This window comes from Ichthyenterobacterium magnum, from assembly GCF_003610635.1.
Classification (GTDB): domain Bacteria; phylum Bacteroidota; class Bacteroidia; order Flavobacteriales; family Flavobacteriaceae; genus Ichthyenterobacterium; species Ichthyenterobacterium magnum.
Genome location: NZ_RAQJ01000001.1, coordinates 509670 through 525369, shown reverse-complemented (window position 1 = coordinate 525369; position 15700 = coordinate 509670). Strand labels below are relative to the sequence as shown.

At 30.8% G+C, this 15700-nt stretch carries 16 protein-coding genes; 5 read left to right on the top strand and 11 right to left on the bottom strand.

What is annotated here, in order from left to right; all coding sequences use genetic code 11:
* Positions 1-68 precede the first annotated feature (68 nt).
* Positions 69-368, top strand: a complete 300-nt coding sequence (locus BXY80_RS02520; RefSeq protein WP_120199636.1) for a hypothetical protein — start codon at positions 69-71, stop codon at positions 366-368.
* Here the strand turns inward: BXY80_RS02520 and BXY80_RS02515 are convergent.
* The 7 genes from BXY80_RS02515 to BXY80_RS02490 form a co-directional block, all read right to left on the bottom strand.
* On the bottom strand, positions 349-1746 hold the full coding sequence (locus tag BXY80_RS02515) for a mannosyltransferase (RefSeq protein WP_120199635.1): 1398 nt from the start codon (positions 1744-1746) through the stop codon (positions 349-351). The two genes, BXY80_RS02520 and BXY80_RS02515, sit on opposite strands and share 20 nt — an antisense overlap.
* Positions 1746-3236 carry a cellulose synthase family protein gene (locus tag BXY80_RS02510; protein WP_120199634.1) on the bottom strand — a complete coding sequence of 497 codons (1491 nt, stop codon included), beginning with the start codon at positions 3234-3236 and terminating at the stop codon, positions 1746-1748. The genes BXY80_RS02515 and BXY80_RS02510 overlap by 1 nt, the downstream gene beginning before the upstream one ends.
* Positions 3236-3949 (bottom strand): glycosyltransferase family 2 protein, encoded by a 714-nt coding sequence (locus BXY80_RS02505; RefSeq protein WP_120199633.1) that lies wholly within the window; start codon positions 3947-3949, stop codon positions 3236-3238. Before BXY80_RS02505 ends, BXY80_RS02510 begins: the two co-directional genes overlap by 1 nt.
* On the bottom strand, positions 3946-4497 hold the full coding sequence (locus tag BXY80_RS02500; protein ID WP_245977146.1) for a toxin-antitoxin system YwqK family antitoxin: 552 nt from the start codon (positions 4495-4497) through the stop codon (positions 3946-3948). Before BXY80_RS02500 ends, BXY80_RS02505 begins: the two co-directional genes overlap by 4 nt.
* On the bottom strand, positions 4472-4630 hold the full coding sequence (locus tag BXY80_RS13880; RefSeq protein WP_162843260.1) for a GIY-YIG nuclease family protein: 159 nt from the start codon (positions 4628-4630) through the stop codon (positions 4472-4474). Before BXY80_RS13880 ends, BXY80_RS02500 begins: the two co-directional genes overlap by 26 nt.
* A gap of 87 nt (positions 4631-4717) precedes the next feature.
* Positions 4718-6298, bottom strand: a complete 1581-nt coding sequence (locus tag BXY80_RS02495) for a 4Fe-4S binding protein (RefSeq protein WP_120200331.1) — start codon at positions 6296-6298, stop codon at positions 4718-4720.
* A 128-nt stretch (positions 6299-6426) separates the two neighbouring features.
* A complete protein-coding gene (locus BXY80_RS02490; RefSeq protein WP_120199632.1) occupies positions 6427-7773 on the bottom strand; it encodes an NAD(P)/FAD-dependent oxidoreductase in 1347 nt (448 codons plus the stop codon).
* 233 nt (positions 7774-8006) lie between these two features.
* On the opposite strand from BXY80_RS02490, the gene BXY80_RS02485 reads away from it, so the two are divergent.
* The 4 genes from BXY80_RS02485 to BXY80_RS02470 all read left to right on the top strand — a co-directional run bounded on the left by BXY80_RS02485 (position 8007) and on the right by BXY80_RS02470 (position 12079).
* Positions 8007-8714, top strand: coding sequence for a DUF547 domain-containing protein (locus BXY80_RS02485; RefSeq protein ID WP_120199631.1), 708 nt, complete (start codon positions 8007-8009; stop codon positions 8712-8714).
* 136 nt (positions 8715-8850) lie between these two features.
* Complete coding sequence (locus BXY80_RS02480) at positions 8851-9777, top strand: hypothetical protein (RefSeq protein ID WP_120199630.1); 927 nt, start codon at positions 8851-8853, stop codon at positions 9775-9777.
* Positions 9778-9815: 38 nt separating this feature from the next.
* Complete coding sequence (locus BXY80_RS02475; protein WP_120199629.1) at positions 9816-10820, top strand: glycoside hydrolase family 113; 1005 nt, start codon at positions 9816-9818, stop codon at positions 10818-10820.
* Positions 10817-12079 carry a POTRA domain-containing protein gene (locus BXY80_RS02470; RefSeq protein ID WP_120199628.1) on the top strand — a complete coding sequence of 421 codons (1263 nt, stop codon included), beginning with the start codon at positions 10817-10819 and terminating at the stop codon, positions 12077-12079. The genes BXY80_RS02475 and BXY80_RS02470 overlap by 4 nt, the downstream gene beginning before the upstream one ends.
* On the opposite strand, the gene BXY80_RS02465 is transcribed toward BXY80_RS02470, so the two are convergent.
* The 4 genes from BXY80_RS02465 to BXY80_RS02450 are packed head-to-tail and all read right to left on the bottom strand — an operon-like array spanning position 12076 to position 15663.
* Positions 12076-12768 (bottom strand): TIGR04283 family arsenosugar biosynthesis glycosyltransferase, encoded by a 693-nt coding sequence (locus BXY80_RS02465; RefSeq protein ID WP_120199627.1) that lies wholly within the window; start codon positions 12766-12768, stop codon positions 12076-12078. The genes BXY80_RS02470 and BXY80_RS02465 overlap by 4 nt on opposite strands.
* On the bottom strand, positions 12761-13660 hold the full coding sequence (locus BXY80_RS02460; RefSeq protein WP_245977143.1) for a DUF547 domain-containing protein: 900 nt from the start codon (positions 13658-13660) through the stop codon (positions 12761-12763). Before BXY80_RS02460 ends, BXY80_RS02465 begins: the two co-directional genes overlap by 8 nt.
* On the bottom strand, positions 13657-14538 hold the full coding sequence (locus BXY80_RS02455; protein ID WP_120199626.1) for a sterol desaturase family protein: 882 nt from the start codon (positions 14536-14538) through the stop codon (positions 13657-13659). The genes BXY80_RS02460 and BXY80_RS02455 overlap by 4 nt, the downstream gene beginning before the upstream one ends.
* Positions 14539-14547: 9 nt before the next feature.
* Positions 14548-15663, bottom strand: coding sequence for an inorganic phosphate transporter (locus BXY80_RS02450; RefSeq protein ID WP_120199625.1), 1116 nt, complete (start codon positions 15661-15663; stop codon positions 14548-14550).
* Positions 15664-15700: the final 37 nt, after the last annotated feature.

Here is a 15700-nt window from a genome sequence, read left to right as displayed (position 1 = left end):
TATTTTTTAAAATTATAACAATTCGTTTGTATATTAGAGTTGTAATTAACCAACTTATTATATTTAAAATGAAAGATAATTTTAAACGAGTTATTGTTGATTTTAAAAAGCTGACTCCAGAAATCTTAGCATTATTAGTTGAAAAATATCCTTATGGATATGATGATGATCACATTATTTCATTTAATATAAATAATGAACTTATTGAAGCTGTAGAAGTAGTAACTGATGACACTAAATATTTAGTGAAAGTGAGTTCAAAACTTCAAGTTACAATGCAAAATTATGATGAGGATGATTATGAAGATTTTGAGATAGATGACCCAAAAGCAGTTCAAGACCCAGAAATTATTGAAGATGAAGATTAGCTTTAGGCTTTTTAAAAAACACTTCCCAAATAAAAAAACTGTAAATGATAAGGTACTCTAAACCTATAACCCATAGGTTTTCAGATTTATCTGCTTTATCAATATTGATATAAGCTAAATAACTTAGAATAATTACAAAACTCCACACAACAGGAAACTTGTAACTAGTAAATACAGATAAAATTAGTGGCGTAGCAATATACCACGGATGCACTGTTGTGCTAAAAAACAAGTATGCAGTTATAGCTAATAACATTGCAGATATTAGTTGTGGTAACGTTTTAATTTTTTTTAAAAAAGCTAAACCTAAAATAATTAAAACGACTATAATTGCAAGTGTTTTGCCAATAACTGCTATTTCATTATAACCTCTAAACCAATAACCAATTTCTCGTGCTACATAGTATATACTTGCATTAAATTCAAAATTGTTAAACCACAATGCAACAGTTTTACTATAGTTACTTATAAAATCTAAATTAAAAAAAGGAAGAAATAAAAGTAATGTTGAAATACCTACAATACCGTAAAAGCTTATAAGCTTTGTCAAGCCTTGATCTAACAGATTTTCTTTTTTTATGCTTATACAGAGCTGCGTCGAAGTAAACCATTGATAAAATAATGGTAAAAACATTAAAGGAATTAACTTAACTGAAATAGAACAAGCAAAAATAAGTGCGGCTAATTTCCATTTATTTGAATGTAACAGGTATAAACTCCATACTAAAAAGAAAATCATAACGCCTTCAAAATGAAGATTTCCAGTGAGTTCAATAATAATAAAGGGGTTAAGAATGTACCAGAATATATTTTTAATAGGAAGATTTAATTTTTCTAATAGTTTCTTTCCAAAATAAAGGGTTCCAATATCAGCCATAATAATGAGTAATCGCATGACCATAGCTGAGCCTAAAATACTTTTTCCAGAAAACAGAGCAGCAATACTAAAGCATAGTTGGTTTATAGGCGGATAATTGGTGAAATGACTTGCATTAAGTTTTCCCATACCAATATATAATTCTTGGGCTTGACTAATTGGTAATTGGTTACTTGCAATAAAAGATTCTGGAGTAAATAAATAAGGGTTAATCCCTTCTAAAATCATACGTCCGTCCCAAATAAACCGATAAAAATCTTGTGATAAATTTGGCGTAGCCATTAAAAATACTAATCGAAATAAAATGGAAATTACAACTAGAAACCTAAGGGGAATCTTGGTTGAATACATCACAAAATAAAACAGAATACATAAACCAAAGTATAAAAAGATTAACTTACTATATTCAGTTCTAATTAAATTATAAGCGAAAAAAAAGTAAAGTACTGCGCTAACAAATGTTAGAAGAATTGGAGTTTTATGAAACTTCCATAATTGCATTATACTTTAGATGATAAAGATTTAAAAAACACATACCCAAAACCTAAAAAGAGCATTAAATGAAATGGGAAAAGTCCAAAATCACCACCTTGGTCACCAACTACAAATGCACTGTATAAACCAAAGGCAAAATAAAGCATTAAACCACCTTCTATAATGACATTTAAGGATAGTTTTTTTCTTAAATATTTATTGCCTTTCCAGGAATCCTTTAAGGTTGTAATATTAAATTTAGGCGTTCGTACAAACTCACTACGTTTACCAATATGACCTTCTAATACTGCAATAGAATTATGAAGTGAAAAGCCCATGGCAATTGAGAAAAAGGTAAAAAACATGCCTACATAAGAAAAGAAATTTTTAAAACCACTACCATAGATTTTCTTGTACATAAACCAATAACACACAAAGAAAATTACGGTGCTAATAACAAAGAAACTCATCATGTAAAAGTAAAAACGTAAATGCGCATATTCGTTTTTAATATATAACATAGGAATACTTAAAACAGCAACAATAAAAACACTTAAAAACATAGAGCTATTTAATAAATGGAGCATGCCATGAATTTTAGTTTTAGCCGAAATATTTTTAGATTTTAGAATACGCCAAAGCATTTTTCTAAAGTTCTCGGCTCCGCCTTTATTCCAACGAAACTGCTGTGATCGTGCAGCACTTATAACTACAGGCAATTCAGCAGGAGTTTCAACATCTTCAAGGTATTTAAATTTCCAGTTTTTAAGTTGTGCTCTATAGCTTAAATCTAAATCCTCTGTAAGTGTATCACCTTCCCAATTTCCAGCATCAATAATGCAGTCTTTACGCCAAACACCAGCTGTGCCATTAAAATTGATAAAATGCCCTTTACTATTTCTACCAACTTGCTCAAGTGTAAAATGTGCATCGAGTGCAAAGGCTTGAATTTTGGTTAGTAAAGAATAGTTACGGTTAATATGTCCCCATCGTGTTTGTACAACACCTATTTCTGAATCTTTAAAAAATGGAATAGTACGTTTTAGCCAATCTTTTTTTGGAAGAAAATCGGCATCAAAAATAGCTATAAAATCACCTTTTGCAGTTTCTAAACCTTCTTTTAAAGCACCAGCTTTAAAACCTTCACGATTGCTACGTGTTATATGCTGAATATCTAAACCGGTTTGCTGTATTTTTTTTATTTGAGTAGCAGTAGTTTCAAGAGTTTCATCTGTTGAATCATCTAAAACTTGTATTTCTAATTTGTCTTTTGGATAGTCTATATCTGCTATGTTTTCTAATAAACGTTCCATAACATAAAGCTCATTATACACAGGAAGCTGAATGGTTACATAAGGGATTTCTTCAGAATTAGAAAGATTTAGTTTTGGACAGTCTTTATGGTTTTTTTTGGCGGCTAAATAATTAAATAGTAGATTTAGTTGCGCCAATGCATACATGAAAATGAGTACAATCGCAATCGTATAAATTACTATAATAGCTATATTAAAAATCATTACTTAAAACTGTATTTAAAAATCCAACCTAGAATTTTTACGCCTGCAAAGATACTACCTTTTAAGGTTCCTGAAACTTTTGAGACGCCTATTCTGTTTCTGTAGTTTACAGGTATTTCTTTATACAATAATTTTTGTTTTAAAGCTTTTAACTGCATTTCTACAGTCCATCCATAGGTTTTGTCTTCCATGTTTAAGGCTAATAATTTGTCATATTTAATGGCTCTAAAAGGGCCAAGGTCTGTAAACTTAGCTCTAAATATAATCTTCATTAAAAAAGTAGCTAACCAATTGCCAAACACTTGTTGAGGAGTCATAGAACCTTTTTCACGTAGTCGTTTAACACGAGCTCCAATTACAAAATCGATATTATCATTTATTATTGGATTAACTATTTTTATAAGTTCTTCGGGATAGTCACTATAATCGCCATCTAAAAACACAATAATATCTGGGTCATTCTTTTGCTGGGCAACGTAATCCATACCTTTTAAACATGCGTAACCGTAACCTTTTCTGTTTTCTTGCAAAACTGTAGCTCCAGCATTTTTGGCATTTGCTTCTGTATCATCTGTAGAATTGTTGCTCACAACAATAATTTCATCTACAATTTCTGGAATATCATTTATGACATTGGCTATAGAGCCTGCTTCGTTATAGGCAGGAATGATGACTTTTATATTTCGGTTACGCTCAATACAGGTCTTGGTCATTGAAGGTCTCTTAAATTGTTTTCTTTTCTAAAGGACTTAAAATCTGTCCATTCTTTAATTTGCTTTCCAGCTTTATATTTCCTTGCAGAGATTATTTTTTTGTTTTCATACATCAAACAATAGCCGTTTTTTTGATTGTTTTTAAGCTGACATTTGTGAATAATCATTTCCATATCATCGTAGAATAACCACCATTTGTTTTTAACGCCATTATTAAAATGTCCTTCTTTTTCTTTGGTTCCGTCTGCGCGGTAAAAATACCAATACTTTGTTTCTTTGCCTTTATTGAAACGACCTTCTTTTTTTAGAGTCCCATTTTTATAGTAAAACTTCCAGTATTTAGTTTTTTGATTGTTTTCAACCCAACCTTCAGATTTTAAATTACCATTATCAAAGTAGGTTTTCTGATAGGTTTTTTGACCAAAAGCTGATAAGCATGAAAATAGTATAAAAAGGAATAATGTTATATGTTTTTTTAAAAGACAAATTAAAAACGATTTGTCGGTCCGAGCTTGTCGAGGACTATTCTCGTTTATTTGGATGTCCATATTCAGTATAGTTTTTTGAAAATTCAATGAAGTCTTTCCAGTTTCCTTCAATTAAAGTTTTTTTCTTTTTTCGAGACCAACCTTGTATCTGTTTTTCAATTTTTATAGCTTCTGTCGGATTTGTGCATTGCAACTTTAATTTGTTTTTAATAATTAACGTGATATTTTTTTGTTGTACAATAATGAAAAACAGTTGTTGGTCTGAGCTTATCGAAGACTTTTACTTCTGATTTACTAAATCCATCAAATTAACATCATTTCCTAATAAAATATCTGTAGGATTAATACGTCCTTTTTCTGGGCCATTTTCTAATTTTAATACACCTCTTGGGCAAACAGCCGAACAAATACCGCAACCAACACAACTTGCTCTTACAATATTTTCACCTTTTTGAGCATAAGCTCTAACATCAATACCTTGTTCACAATATGTAGAACAGTTACCGCAAGAGATACATTGACCACCATTGGTTGTAATTCTAAATCGTGATTTAAAACGTTGAACAATTCCCATATAAGCTGCTAATGGGCAACCAAAACGACACCAAACACGATTACCAAAAATAGGATAGAATCCTGTACCAATTACACCAGCGAAAATAGAACCAATTAGAAAACCATAAATATCTTGAATAGTTTGTGTTTTAATTCCTAAAACTGCATCAGCTCCAGAAAAATACGCATATAAAGTAAAGCTTGTCATAACTAATGCAAAAACTAAAACACCATGTACTAACCAACGCTCTAACTTCCATGTTTTAACAGATTTGTCAGATAATTGCCTATATGGATCGCCTAAAGTTTCAGCTAAACCACCACAGCCACAAACCCAAGAACAATACCAACGTTTCCCAAAGAAGTATACCATAACTGGTACAATTACTAGTGTTAATATAATTCCCCAAATTAGAATGAATAACCCAAAACCACCACTAGCAATTAGTTCGTCTAAATTCCATTTGAAGAAAAAATCATAATCTAATGGGAATGCATTTTTAAAATCGTACCATGGTTTTTCAAAACGAACTAATATTTCTGGAATTAAAAAAGCAAATACTATTTGAAAAAATAAAACAGAGGTAGTACGTAATACTTGATATTTGTTATGGCGATATTTTATGTACATACGCACAGCCATAACAGTCATTACAACACAATATAAAAATCCGTATAAAAACCATTGGCTAGCTGGATTACCACTTAAGCTTTCGCTTATTGGGTCAACCAAATATACCCAATTAACAATATAATCTGGTCTAAAATAGAGTAGTATATAAAACCCTACCAAAAAGATAAAAGCAAACCAACCAATCCAACCACGATTTGTAGCTGCATTATGGAATATGCCATTGTTCTTTATACCAGCTGATCCTAAAGTAATTACTTGCGGAATGATAAATAGTAAGGCACCAATAATTCCAAGTCCGAAAGTAAGCCACCAGAATAAACCTTTGTTTTCTTTTATGGGTCCTGAACCTGCACTTTTTGCAATTTCGTAAGCAAAACTATGTGGTTTGCTCCAAATCACTTTATTCCATTCGTTATTTTGTTTATGAGTTTCATTTGCTGTTTTTAAAGCAGATGTAATTTTAGATGAAAATGTAAATGGGTTGGAAAATTTTTTTCCAACAACATTTGCTTTTAAATCGTTTATAAAAAGCTCACTTTTTACGCCTTTGTTTGTTACTATTTCGTCAAATAATTGAGACGAGACTTCATATTTTCCAAGAAATATAAGTGAGATAAATATGGCAAGACCAGTTAAAAATAAACCAAGTCCTATGTTTTGAATATGTTTCATATTTTGTTTTGGCATTCCTGCGAAAGCAGGAATCGATTTTAGTTATCTATATATGGATTCTCATTTTACTCATTAATTATTAAATAATATATTGTATTCATGAATCTACGATTTCGTGGGAATGACAGCTATACGCTGAAAATGCGTTTCCAGCTTTTCTTTTTCAATTTAATGTTGGTGTTATTTTCTTTATTGAATTGATTTATAATTTCATTTTCATAAAGTTTGTAAAACTCAGGATCAAAATTAGCATCAGCTAAATGTTCTAAAACGTATGCTACAGTTTGCTTTTCTGTTAGAATTTTATCAAAAAACTCATGACGCATTCTAATTCCGAAAGTATTTATTCCTAAAAACAAATTTGTGTCTTTATGATAAGCCACGGTAATGCATTTGTTGTTATTGGGATGCATCCAATGAAAATGTTTTTCATAATCTGGACGTCCACGTTCTCCAAATACCCAACCATAAGTTTGATATTCAATATCTATAAATTTTGCAGAGTTAAACCAATGACCTGGCTTGTATTCTATACGGTTATTACATATGGTTTGTGCAACAGTTTCTCCCATCATGCGTCCTGTATACCAAACGGCTTCAATTGGTCTGCGTTGCCCAATAGGTTCGTGTTGCTCAGCACAGTCACCAATAGCGTATACATCTGGGATATTGGTTTCTAAAAAGCGATTTACTTTTACACCACGACCAATTTCAATTTCAGAATCTTTTAAAAAATTAATATTTGGTGATACACCAGCTGTTAAACCAACCACATTACAAGCTATTTCTTCTCCCGTTTCTTCAATAATAACAGATTTTACTTTTCTGTTTTCATCAGATACAATTTCTTTTAAATTGGTTGATAAACGTAAATCAATACCATTATTTAGTATTTCTTTGTTAATCATCGAAGATTCTCCAGCAGGTAAAACACCATTCCAGAAACTACTTTCTCTTACCAAAAAAGTTACTGGAATATGACGAGAATGTAACATTTCGGCTAGTTCAATTCCTATTAATCCACCGCCAACAATTACTGCGCGTTTGCATGTTTTATTATCTGGAGCATGTTTTTCAAGGTTTTCTAAATCTTGTTTGTGATACATGCCCATAACACCATCTAAATCTTGTCCTGGCCAACCAAATTTATTAGGTTTACTTCCTGTGGCAATTACGAGTTTATCGTATTGCAAAGAATCACCTTCTGCAAAATGCAATGTTTTAGATTTTGTTTCAATAGACTTAACATAACCTTTCTTTAGTTCAATGCGATTCTTTTTCCAGAACCAATTTTCATAGGGTTGCGTATGTTCAAATTTCATGTGCCCCATATAAATGTACATGAGTGCTGTACGAGAAAAAAAGTAATCGGTTTCAGCAGAGACAATAGTAATTTTTTTGTTGGAAAGCTTTCTAATATGCCTAGCGGTAGTGACACCAGAAATTCCGTTTCCAATAATAACAATATGTTCCATTTTTAATGCCCGAGAAGTCGGGAAACTTTTTGGTTGTTGTTGAGCCTTATGTCGCAACTAAAGGTAAGAACTTAAGTTTAGGTTTTCAATTTAGAACAGGTTTAAATTAAATATATAATGTAAGGTTTAATCTAGAAATGAGACGCTAGATTTTTTTTTGAAGAGTGTAAGTTAGCTAACATTTAGTTGACAGAATGGACATTAAATTTGCAGTAACATAAAATTATTAGAAAATGAAATCATATATATTAATTATAGTTTTTTTAGTTTCATCATTAGGGTTTGCTCAAGATATGAACACCTTTTTTTCTAAAGCGGATAGTTTTTTTGAAACAAATGTATCTAATGGAAAAGTGGCCTATTCAAAAATACATGCCAAACAAGATGCTTTAAATGAATTATTAAGTTTAGCAAAAGGAATTAAAGTTTCTGAAAGTGATTCTAAAACGTATCAAGCTTTCTGGATTAACGCATATAACCTTTCGGTTATTAAAGGTATCATAGATAATTATCCAACAAACTCACCCTTAGATAATGATGGGTTTTTTGATAAGACTAAATATAGTTTAGCTGGTAAAGAGGTAACATTGAATACGATTGAAAATAAATTGTTACGCGCAAAATTTAAAGATGCACGTTTTCATTTTGTATTAGTTTGTGGAGCTATTGGTTGTCCTCCTTTAATTAATAAAGCGTATTTGCCAGATACATTAGAAGCACAACTAGAAGCACAAACAATAAAAGCTTTAAATGGGAGTTTCCTAAAAGTAAATGTAAAAAAGAAACGTGTTGCTGGTTCTGAAATTTTAAAATGGTATAAAGAAGACTTTGTTCAAAACGGTTCTGAAATAGATTTCATAAATAGATATAGAAAAGAAAAAATCCCAAACAACTATAAACTTACCTACTTTACTTATAACTGGACTTTAAATAAACAATGATTTTGTCATTCCCACGAAATCGTAGATTCATGAATACAATATATTATTTAATAATTAATGAGTGAAATGGGAATCTCATAAAGTAGTAACCAAATAATAATCATATTCCCGCTTTTGGGAGAATAAAAATAGCACTATGAAAAAAATAATTGCATTACTAGTATTAACTACCATTACATTTTCTGGATTTGCACAAGACGATACAGAAGAAACATCAAAAAGTAATATTCAAGAATATACACCTTCAAAACTATTAAAGAAAGGGCAATGGGATATTAAGTTTTTTAATAGTATTTATACGCAAACCGAAAGTACAAACGAACGTAGCAAATCTGTTACAATACCGAGACAAACATTTTTTACAAATACTACTGAAGTTTATACAGGTGTTAGTAATAATTCTCGTATTAATGTTGGATTAATTTTTCAGGTAAGATCAAACACATTTGGTGGAGCAGGCGCTTTAGATGTTTTTAAGTTTGAAGATAATGCCAATGCAAGATTTGGTTTAACTACCATAGCACCTTCAATTAGAGTACAACCTTTTGCTAGTGTTCCTAATTTTTCTTTTACAAGTTCTGTGTATTTACCAATATTTAAAGATAAAGCTAATGCGCCATATTTAGATAAAAGAAGTGTGTTTTGGGAAACTAAGTTCTTTTACGATAAAACTTTTGGAAGCAATAAATGGCAAGTTTTTACTGAAGCTGATTTAGGGTTTAACTTTGGAAAGAAAAGAGTTAATGAAAATAACATTGATATATCTAGTCTAGATTTTAATAACGGTGAACGCTTTGCAAATAATAGTTTGTTTGTACCATTAAGTGTGTTTTTAAGTTATTTCCCTTCATCTAAAACTACTGTATTTGCAAATACAAAACAGGCTTTTTTAATTGATTTAGGAAATGATTTTTCTCAAAACTCAACATCTTTAGGTTTTGGAGGAAAGTATCAATTAACAGATGTTTTAAATGTTGAAGCGTCTTTTGATAAATTTGTTAGAGGTAATAATTTTCAAGGATTAGGACAAACATTTAGCTTAGGTTTAAGAGCTTTGTTTTAGATAAGTACTAAATTAGGAGTTTTATAAACAGTATTGTTATGAAATTATATAAGCTCCTAATTGTTTTTATTGTATTGATTATTCAATCCTGTACTTCACAAAATCAAAAGATTAATGGCGTTAGTTTTGTGGCTTCTCCTGTCGAGATTGATGAAACGCATGTAAATCCAGTAATTAATGTAAATGCTAATTATGCTGCGATAATGCCTTTTGGATTTATTCGCAATTTATTGCACCCAGATATTATTCATAATACAGATAGACAATGGTTTGGTGAAACAAGAGCTGGTGCAAAACAATATATTGAAGAATTACAAAAAAAGGATATTAAAATTATGGTTAAACCTCAAATATGGGTTTGGCAAGGTGAATTTACAGGATATATAAAAATGACTTCTGAAACCGATTGGAAAACACTTGAAGATTCATATTCTAAATTTATATTAGACTATGCCGAATTGGCTCAAGAAACAAAATCGGAGCTATTTTGTATAGGAACAGAGTTAGAAAATTTTGTGAAAGAACGACCAGAGTATTGGCATAACCTGATTAAAAAAATCAAGACAATATATAATGGCAAATTAACTTATGCTGCTAATTGGGATGAATTTAAACGTACACCATTTTGGAGCGAATTAGACTATATTGGTATTGATGCTTATTTTCCTGTAAGCAATAGTAAAACACCAACTGTTGAAGAATGTTTAAAAGGATGGCAATCACATAAACCAATTATTAAAGGGCTTTCAGACACCTATAATAAACCAATATTATTTACAGAGTTTGGTTATAGGAGTATGGATTATACAGGGAAAGAACCTTGGCAAAGTGATCATACAATAACGTCGCTTAATTTTCAAGGGCAAAATAATACTACGCAAGCACTTTTTAATACTTTTTGGGAAGAAGATTGGTTTGCTGGAGGCTTTATTTGGAAATGGTTTCATGATTATGAAAATAATGGAGGCGAAAAAGACAACCAATTTACGCCTCAAAACAAGCCAGTAGAAGCAATCATTAAAAAACAATATGCATTTAAATGAGAACTATACTTGTTTTAATTTTTTTAGGAATTTTGAGTCAAGGATTTTCTCAACAATACAGAGTTGCAGACTTAAAAGTACAAGGTAATAAAAAGCTCAAAACATCTTTTGTAAAAAAAATTGCAAGTATAAAAGCAGGCAAAGTATTAGACTCAACAATAATTAAAGATGATATTAAACTGTTAAAACGTTTGCCTTCAGTTGCTCATGTGTACTTTCAAGTGTTTCCTTCAGAAGTAGAAAATGAGTATAATGTATTTTATACTATAGAAGAGAACTTTACGATCATTCCATCGGCAAATTTTTATACAACTAATGATAACGAATTTGCTTATCGTTTAGGGTTATACGAATTTAATCTCTTTGGGCAAAACATTACATTTGGAGGGTTTTACCAAAAAGACATTTATAGTTCATATGCATTAAACTTTAGAGCACCTTATTTGTTTTCTAAAACATTAGGGTTAGCTATAAACCACCAAGATTTAACCACGCAAGAACCTGTATTTTTTAATAATACAACAGCAAATTATAGGTATAATAATAATTCATTTGAAATTTTAGGCCTATATCAGCTTAATTTCACAAATCGTTTTGAGTTTGGTGTAAATTATTTCACTGAAAATTACTCATACAAATCTGGAGCAATAGATTCTGGAATACCTCAAGAATTAAAAGTTCACAAATTGTTGTATAAAGTAATTTATGAACATAATAACTTAGATTACAGCTACCAATATGTTTCGGGGTTTAAGAGCATGCTTAATTTTCAGTATGTAACTTCAAGAAATAAAACGTTACCAGAATTTTTAATAGGATGGAATGATTTCTCGTATTTTAAGCGTTTAGGAAAAAAAGGAAACTGGGCAAGTAGATTACGTATAGGGTTTTCTACAAATGACGATACACCTTTTGCGCCATTTTCTGTAGATAATAACCTAAATGTAAGAGGTGTTGGTAATACCATAGATAGAGGTACTGGTGTTATCGTTTTAAATACAGAATATCGGCATACACTTTATGAAAGAGATTGGTTTATATTACAAGGAAATTCTTTTATAGATGCGGGAACTTGGCGAAATCCAGGAGGAAACTTAGGAGATTTTAGTAACTCACAAAATATACGTGTATATCCAGGGATAGGCTTAAGGTTCATGCATAAAAAAATATTCAACGCTATTTTTAGAATTGACTATGGCGTTGGCATTACCCAAAATGCAACAAATGGATTTGTTTTTGGTATTGGGCAGTATTTTTAATGTATATACTTTCTATAATAAGCAAGTAATTCTTCAGCAGAAGCACCAAACCATTTCTTTACATAGATAGTCCAAAAGTGATATTGTAAACGCCAAATACCATTACGCTTATAACAACGTGCTGAGGTTTTAATTTTATCTTGAATTACAACAAATTCACCTCGAGTATACAATTCATTAATTAAAATGTTATCTTCATAGATGATATAATTTTCATCGTAACCTCCAATTTCTTCGAATAGAGTTCTAGTGATAAACTGACTTTGGTCTCCGCCACGACAAGCTCTCCAAGAAAACTGAGTTAACCAACTTGCTAGCTGTAGCCACCAATGGTTATAATCAAACTGCATTCTAAAACAACCTGCTTGGTTACCTTTTTTGACTTCGTTAATAATTAGTTGGTCAAAATTTTTTGGCGGAAATGAATCTGCGTGTAAAAAATATAGAATACTTCCTGTTGAAGTATTTGCACCAGTATTCATTTGTTTGGCTCTTCCTTTTTGTGAGTTAACTACCTTAACATCATTATATTTATCTATTATTTTTAGAGAGTTATCTGTGCTTCCACAATCAACAACAATAATTTCTGCTATGTTATTTTTGTTAGAATTACTAATAAGATGTTGAAGTAGCTTACCAATGTAGTTTTCTTCATTGAGAATAGGAATAATTATGGAGAGTTTACTCATTTAAATACCAGTTGTAATCTTTAAAACTCTTTTTTGCTTTGTCTGAAATATTCACATCAGTGTATTGGTTTAAAAAATCAATCAGCGAGCCATCTATTTTAAAATCTTTAGCAAACCATTTAAATATTTTTGATAATTTAAGATTGTTTTGAGTGATATCATTTTTTGATTTGTCTGCAAGAAACCCTTTAGTAAGCATGGTTAAATCATTTTCTAAACTTAACCCAGTAAATGCTTTGTTATGTAATTTAGGACAAGATTTAGCTGCACAAACTAATGCAAAATGAATGCGTGGCTCATTCATTTTTCTAATAATTTGGTGTTCAATTTCGTCGAGATTGTACCATTTATTACCAAGTTTCCATAAACGTTGTTCCCATGGTTTATCTATATCTTTAATACTGTTAATGGGATAGTTACGAAGAATTAAATCTATAGTCATTGCATTATAAGCATTAATCCAATAAGCAAGTTTTTCTTGTTTTGTCCAATCATCGTTTGGCTTTAACTCACCCAAAGATGCAATGTAATTTCGAAGTATTTTGGCATCTTTCTTAAATCCTTTGTAATTAACAACACCATGATTGGTAACATGCTTTTGTAGTAAATTATTCCAAGAAGAATGATTAAATATTTGGGTTTGTTTTTCTGTTTCTAATGCTTTTAATATATCGTCTGCTTCTTCAATAGTTTCGACTCCTACAATTACTTTACCATTATTATCAATAACTTCAACTGTTTGTGTAATGTTGTCTTTTTCTATAGTAGGGATTTCTTCTACTGTAAGAGGTTTTAATAGCTCAGTATTTTTAGGCTTAGTTTGTGCAATTTGTTTTGTGCTACAACAGGAAGACATAAAAATGCTAATTAATAAAAAATAGAAATATTTCATTTTTTTAAAGGATACAATTCTTGACTAATAAAATCTTTTGGAAATTGTTCATCATTTTCAAAACCAAGTTCAATATACGTGCCATCATAAGGCACATAGTTGGTTTTAAAAATATAGTCCCAAAGACTTAAAGTCAGTCCGTAATTAACACCATAGCTTACATGTTTTGGTAATTCTTTTGCATGATGCCATATGTGCATTTTAGGGTTATTAAACACATACTTTAAAAAGCCATAATCCCAGCCCAAGTTAGCATGGTTTAAATGACCAATTGCAATGGCAAAGAAATAAACAATGGCGACATCTTGTGCATCAAAACCTCCAATAATAGCAATCGGGATATAAAGCAAAGATTTATAAACAACAGGTTCCATCCAATGGTAACGTAAATGTGCTGCAAAGCCCATTTCTTTTACCGAGTGATGTACTTTATGAAAGCTCCATAACAAAGGGATACGATGTAATAAACGATGTGTATTCCATTGTATAAAATCACTTACTAAAAAGAAAATTAAGAGACCCAGCCATTTTGGTAAATCATCAACATCAAATAACTGAAAACTAGAAATAGATAAACCAGCGAGACTTAAAACATCATTCAAAAACTCGGCAGCAGTATTAGACAAAGCTATGAATACAATTAAATTTAGAAGAAAGAAATTGAAGAACATGTAAAAGGCATCCAACCAAAAATCTTTTCTAAAAACAGCCTGATTTTTACGCCATGGGAAAGCAATTTCTAAAATCCAAATAATTAAAGAAATGGCAATTAACCCATAAAAATAGTTATCCCAATTATTCTGAAATAGAATTTCGTTTTTTAAATAATTCCAATAATCCGAGTAGGAATTTTTTATAATGTCGATGTATTTTTCGATAACTTAATATTATGATAAAGTTTCTAGCAACTTATACAATAAACCACTAACAATAGCTGCCATTGGAAGTGTTAGCAACCAAGATAATAATATTTTACTTACCATTTTTAGATTTGCTTTTTTTGTTGCAGTACCAATACCAAAAATGGAACCTACAGAGACATGTGTTGTAGAAACTGGCATACCGTGAAAGCTAGCTGTTGTAACTAATAAGCCAGTAACTAGGTTAGCTGTAAATCCTTGCCCAGAATTCATAGGTGTAATTTTTTTACTCATGGTAACACCTACTTTTTTGGCATTAATTAATCCGCCCAAAGCCATAATAATAGCAATGATAATCATGCTCCATTTTATATCGATAGCATTAATAATAACTAAAAGCCCAATTATTTTTGGTGTATCATTTAATCCTCTTGCAAAACTTACAATACCAGCGCTTAAATAATGTAAAGAATCTAAAACCTTTTGAGAACTTAATCCCAAAATTTGACCTTCATAAGTTTCTATAGTTTGTTCTAGTGTAGCCTCAATAGATTTAGAAGTTTTTAGGTTAATAGTATTATCCATATTCATAGACGGAATAGAAGGCGTTTGTTTTTTATGGATGTTTAGATTAGTAGTTTTAGTAACACCTAATCGCTTTCTAAAGAATCTGAAAATTATGTAGACAAGTAAACTAACAACTGCAGCCATTAATGGACTTATAATTAAAGGGAATAAAAACTTATCTATAAGTTTATCGAAATTAAACTGCATGCCTACAGCCATTACACCAGCTCCAAATAATGCGCCAACCAAACTATGTGTTGTTGAAATTGGCATCCCAATTTTTGTTGCTATAAATACCGTTATTGCTGCACCTAAAGCTATAGATATGGCAAAAATAGGAACTGTAATTAAATCGTCTGGAACCAATCCTTTCCCTGAAAAATTCTTCACTAGTTCATTAGCTAGAAATATAGCAGCAACTGAACCTGAAAAGGTTGTAGCTGTTGCCCAACCAATAGCCTTTTTAAAGTTTGTTGTTCCACTTCCAAAAAGCGTGGCAACACCTTTAAAGTTATCATTGGCACCATTACTGTAAGCTAAAAAACATGCAGAAAGAAATAATAGGATTAAAATCATAGTGAGGATTTAGTTTCTATTCTTTGACGTTGATAAA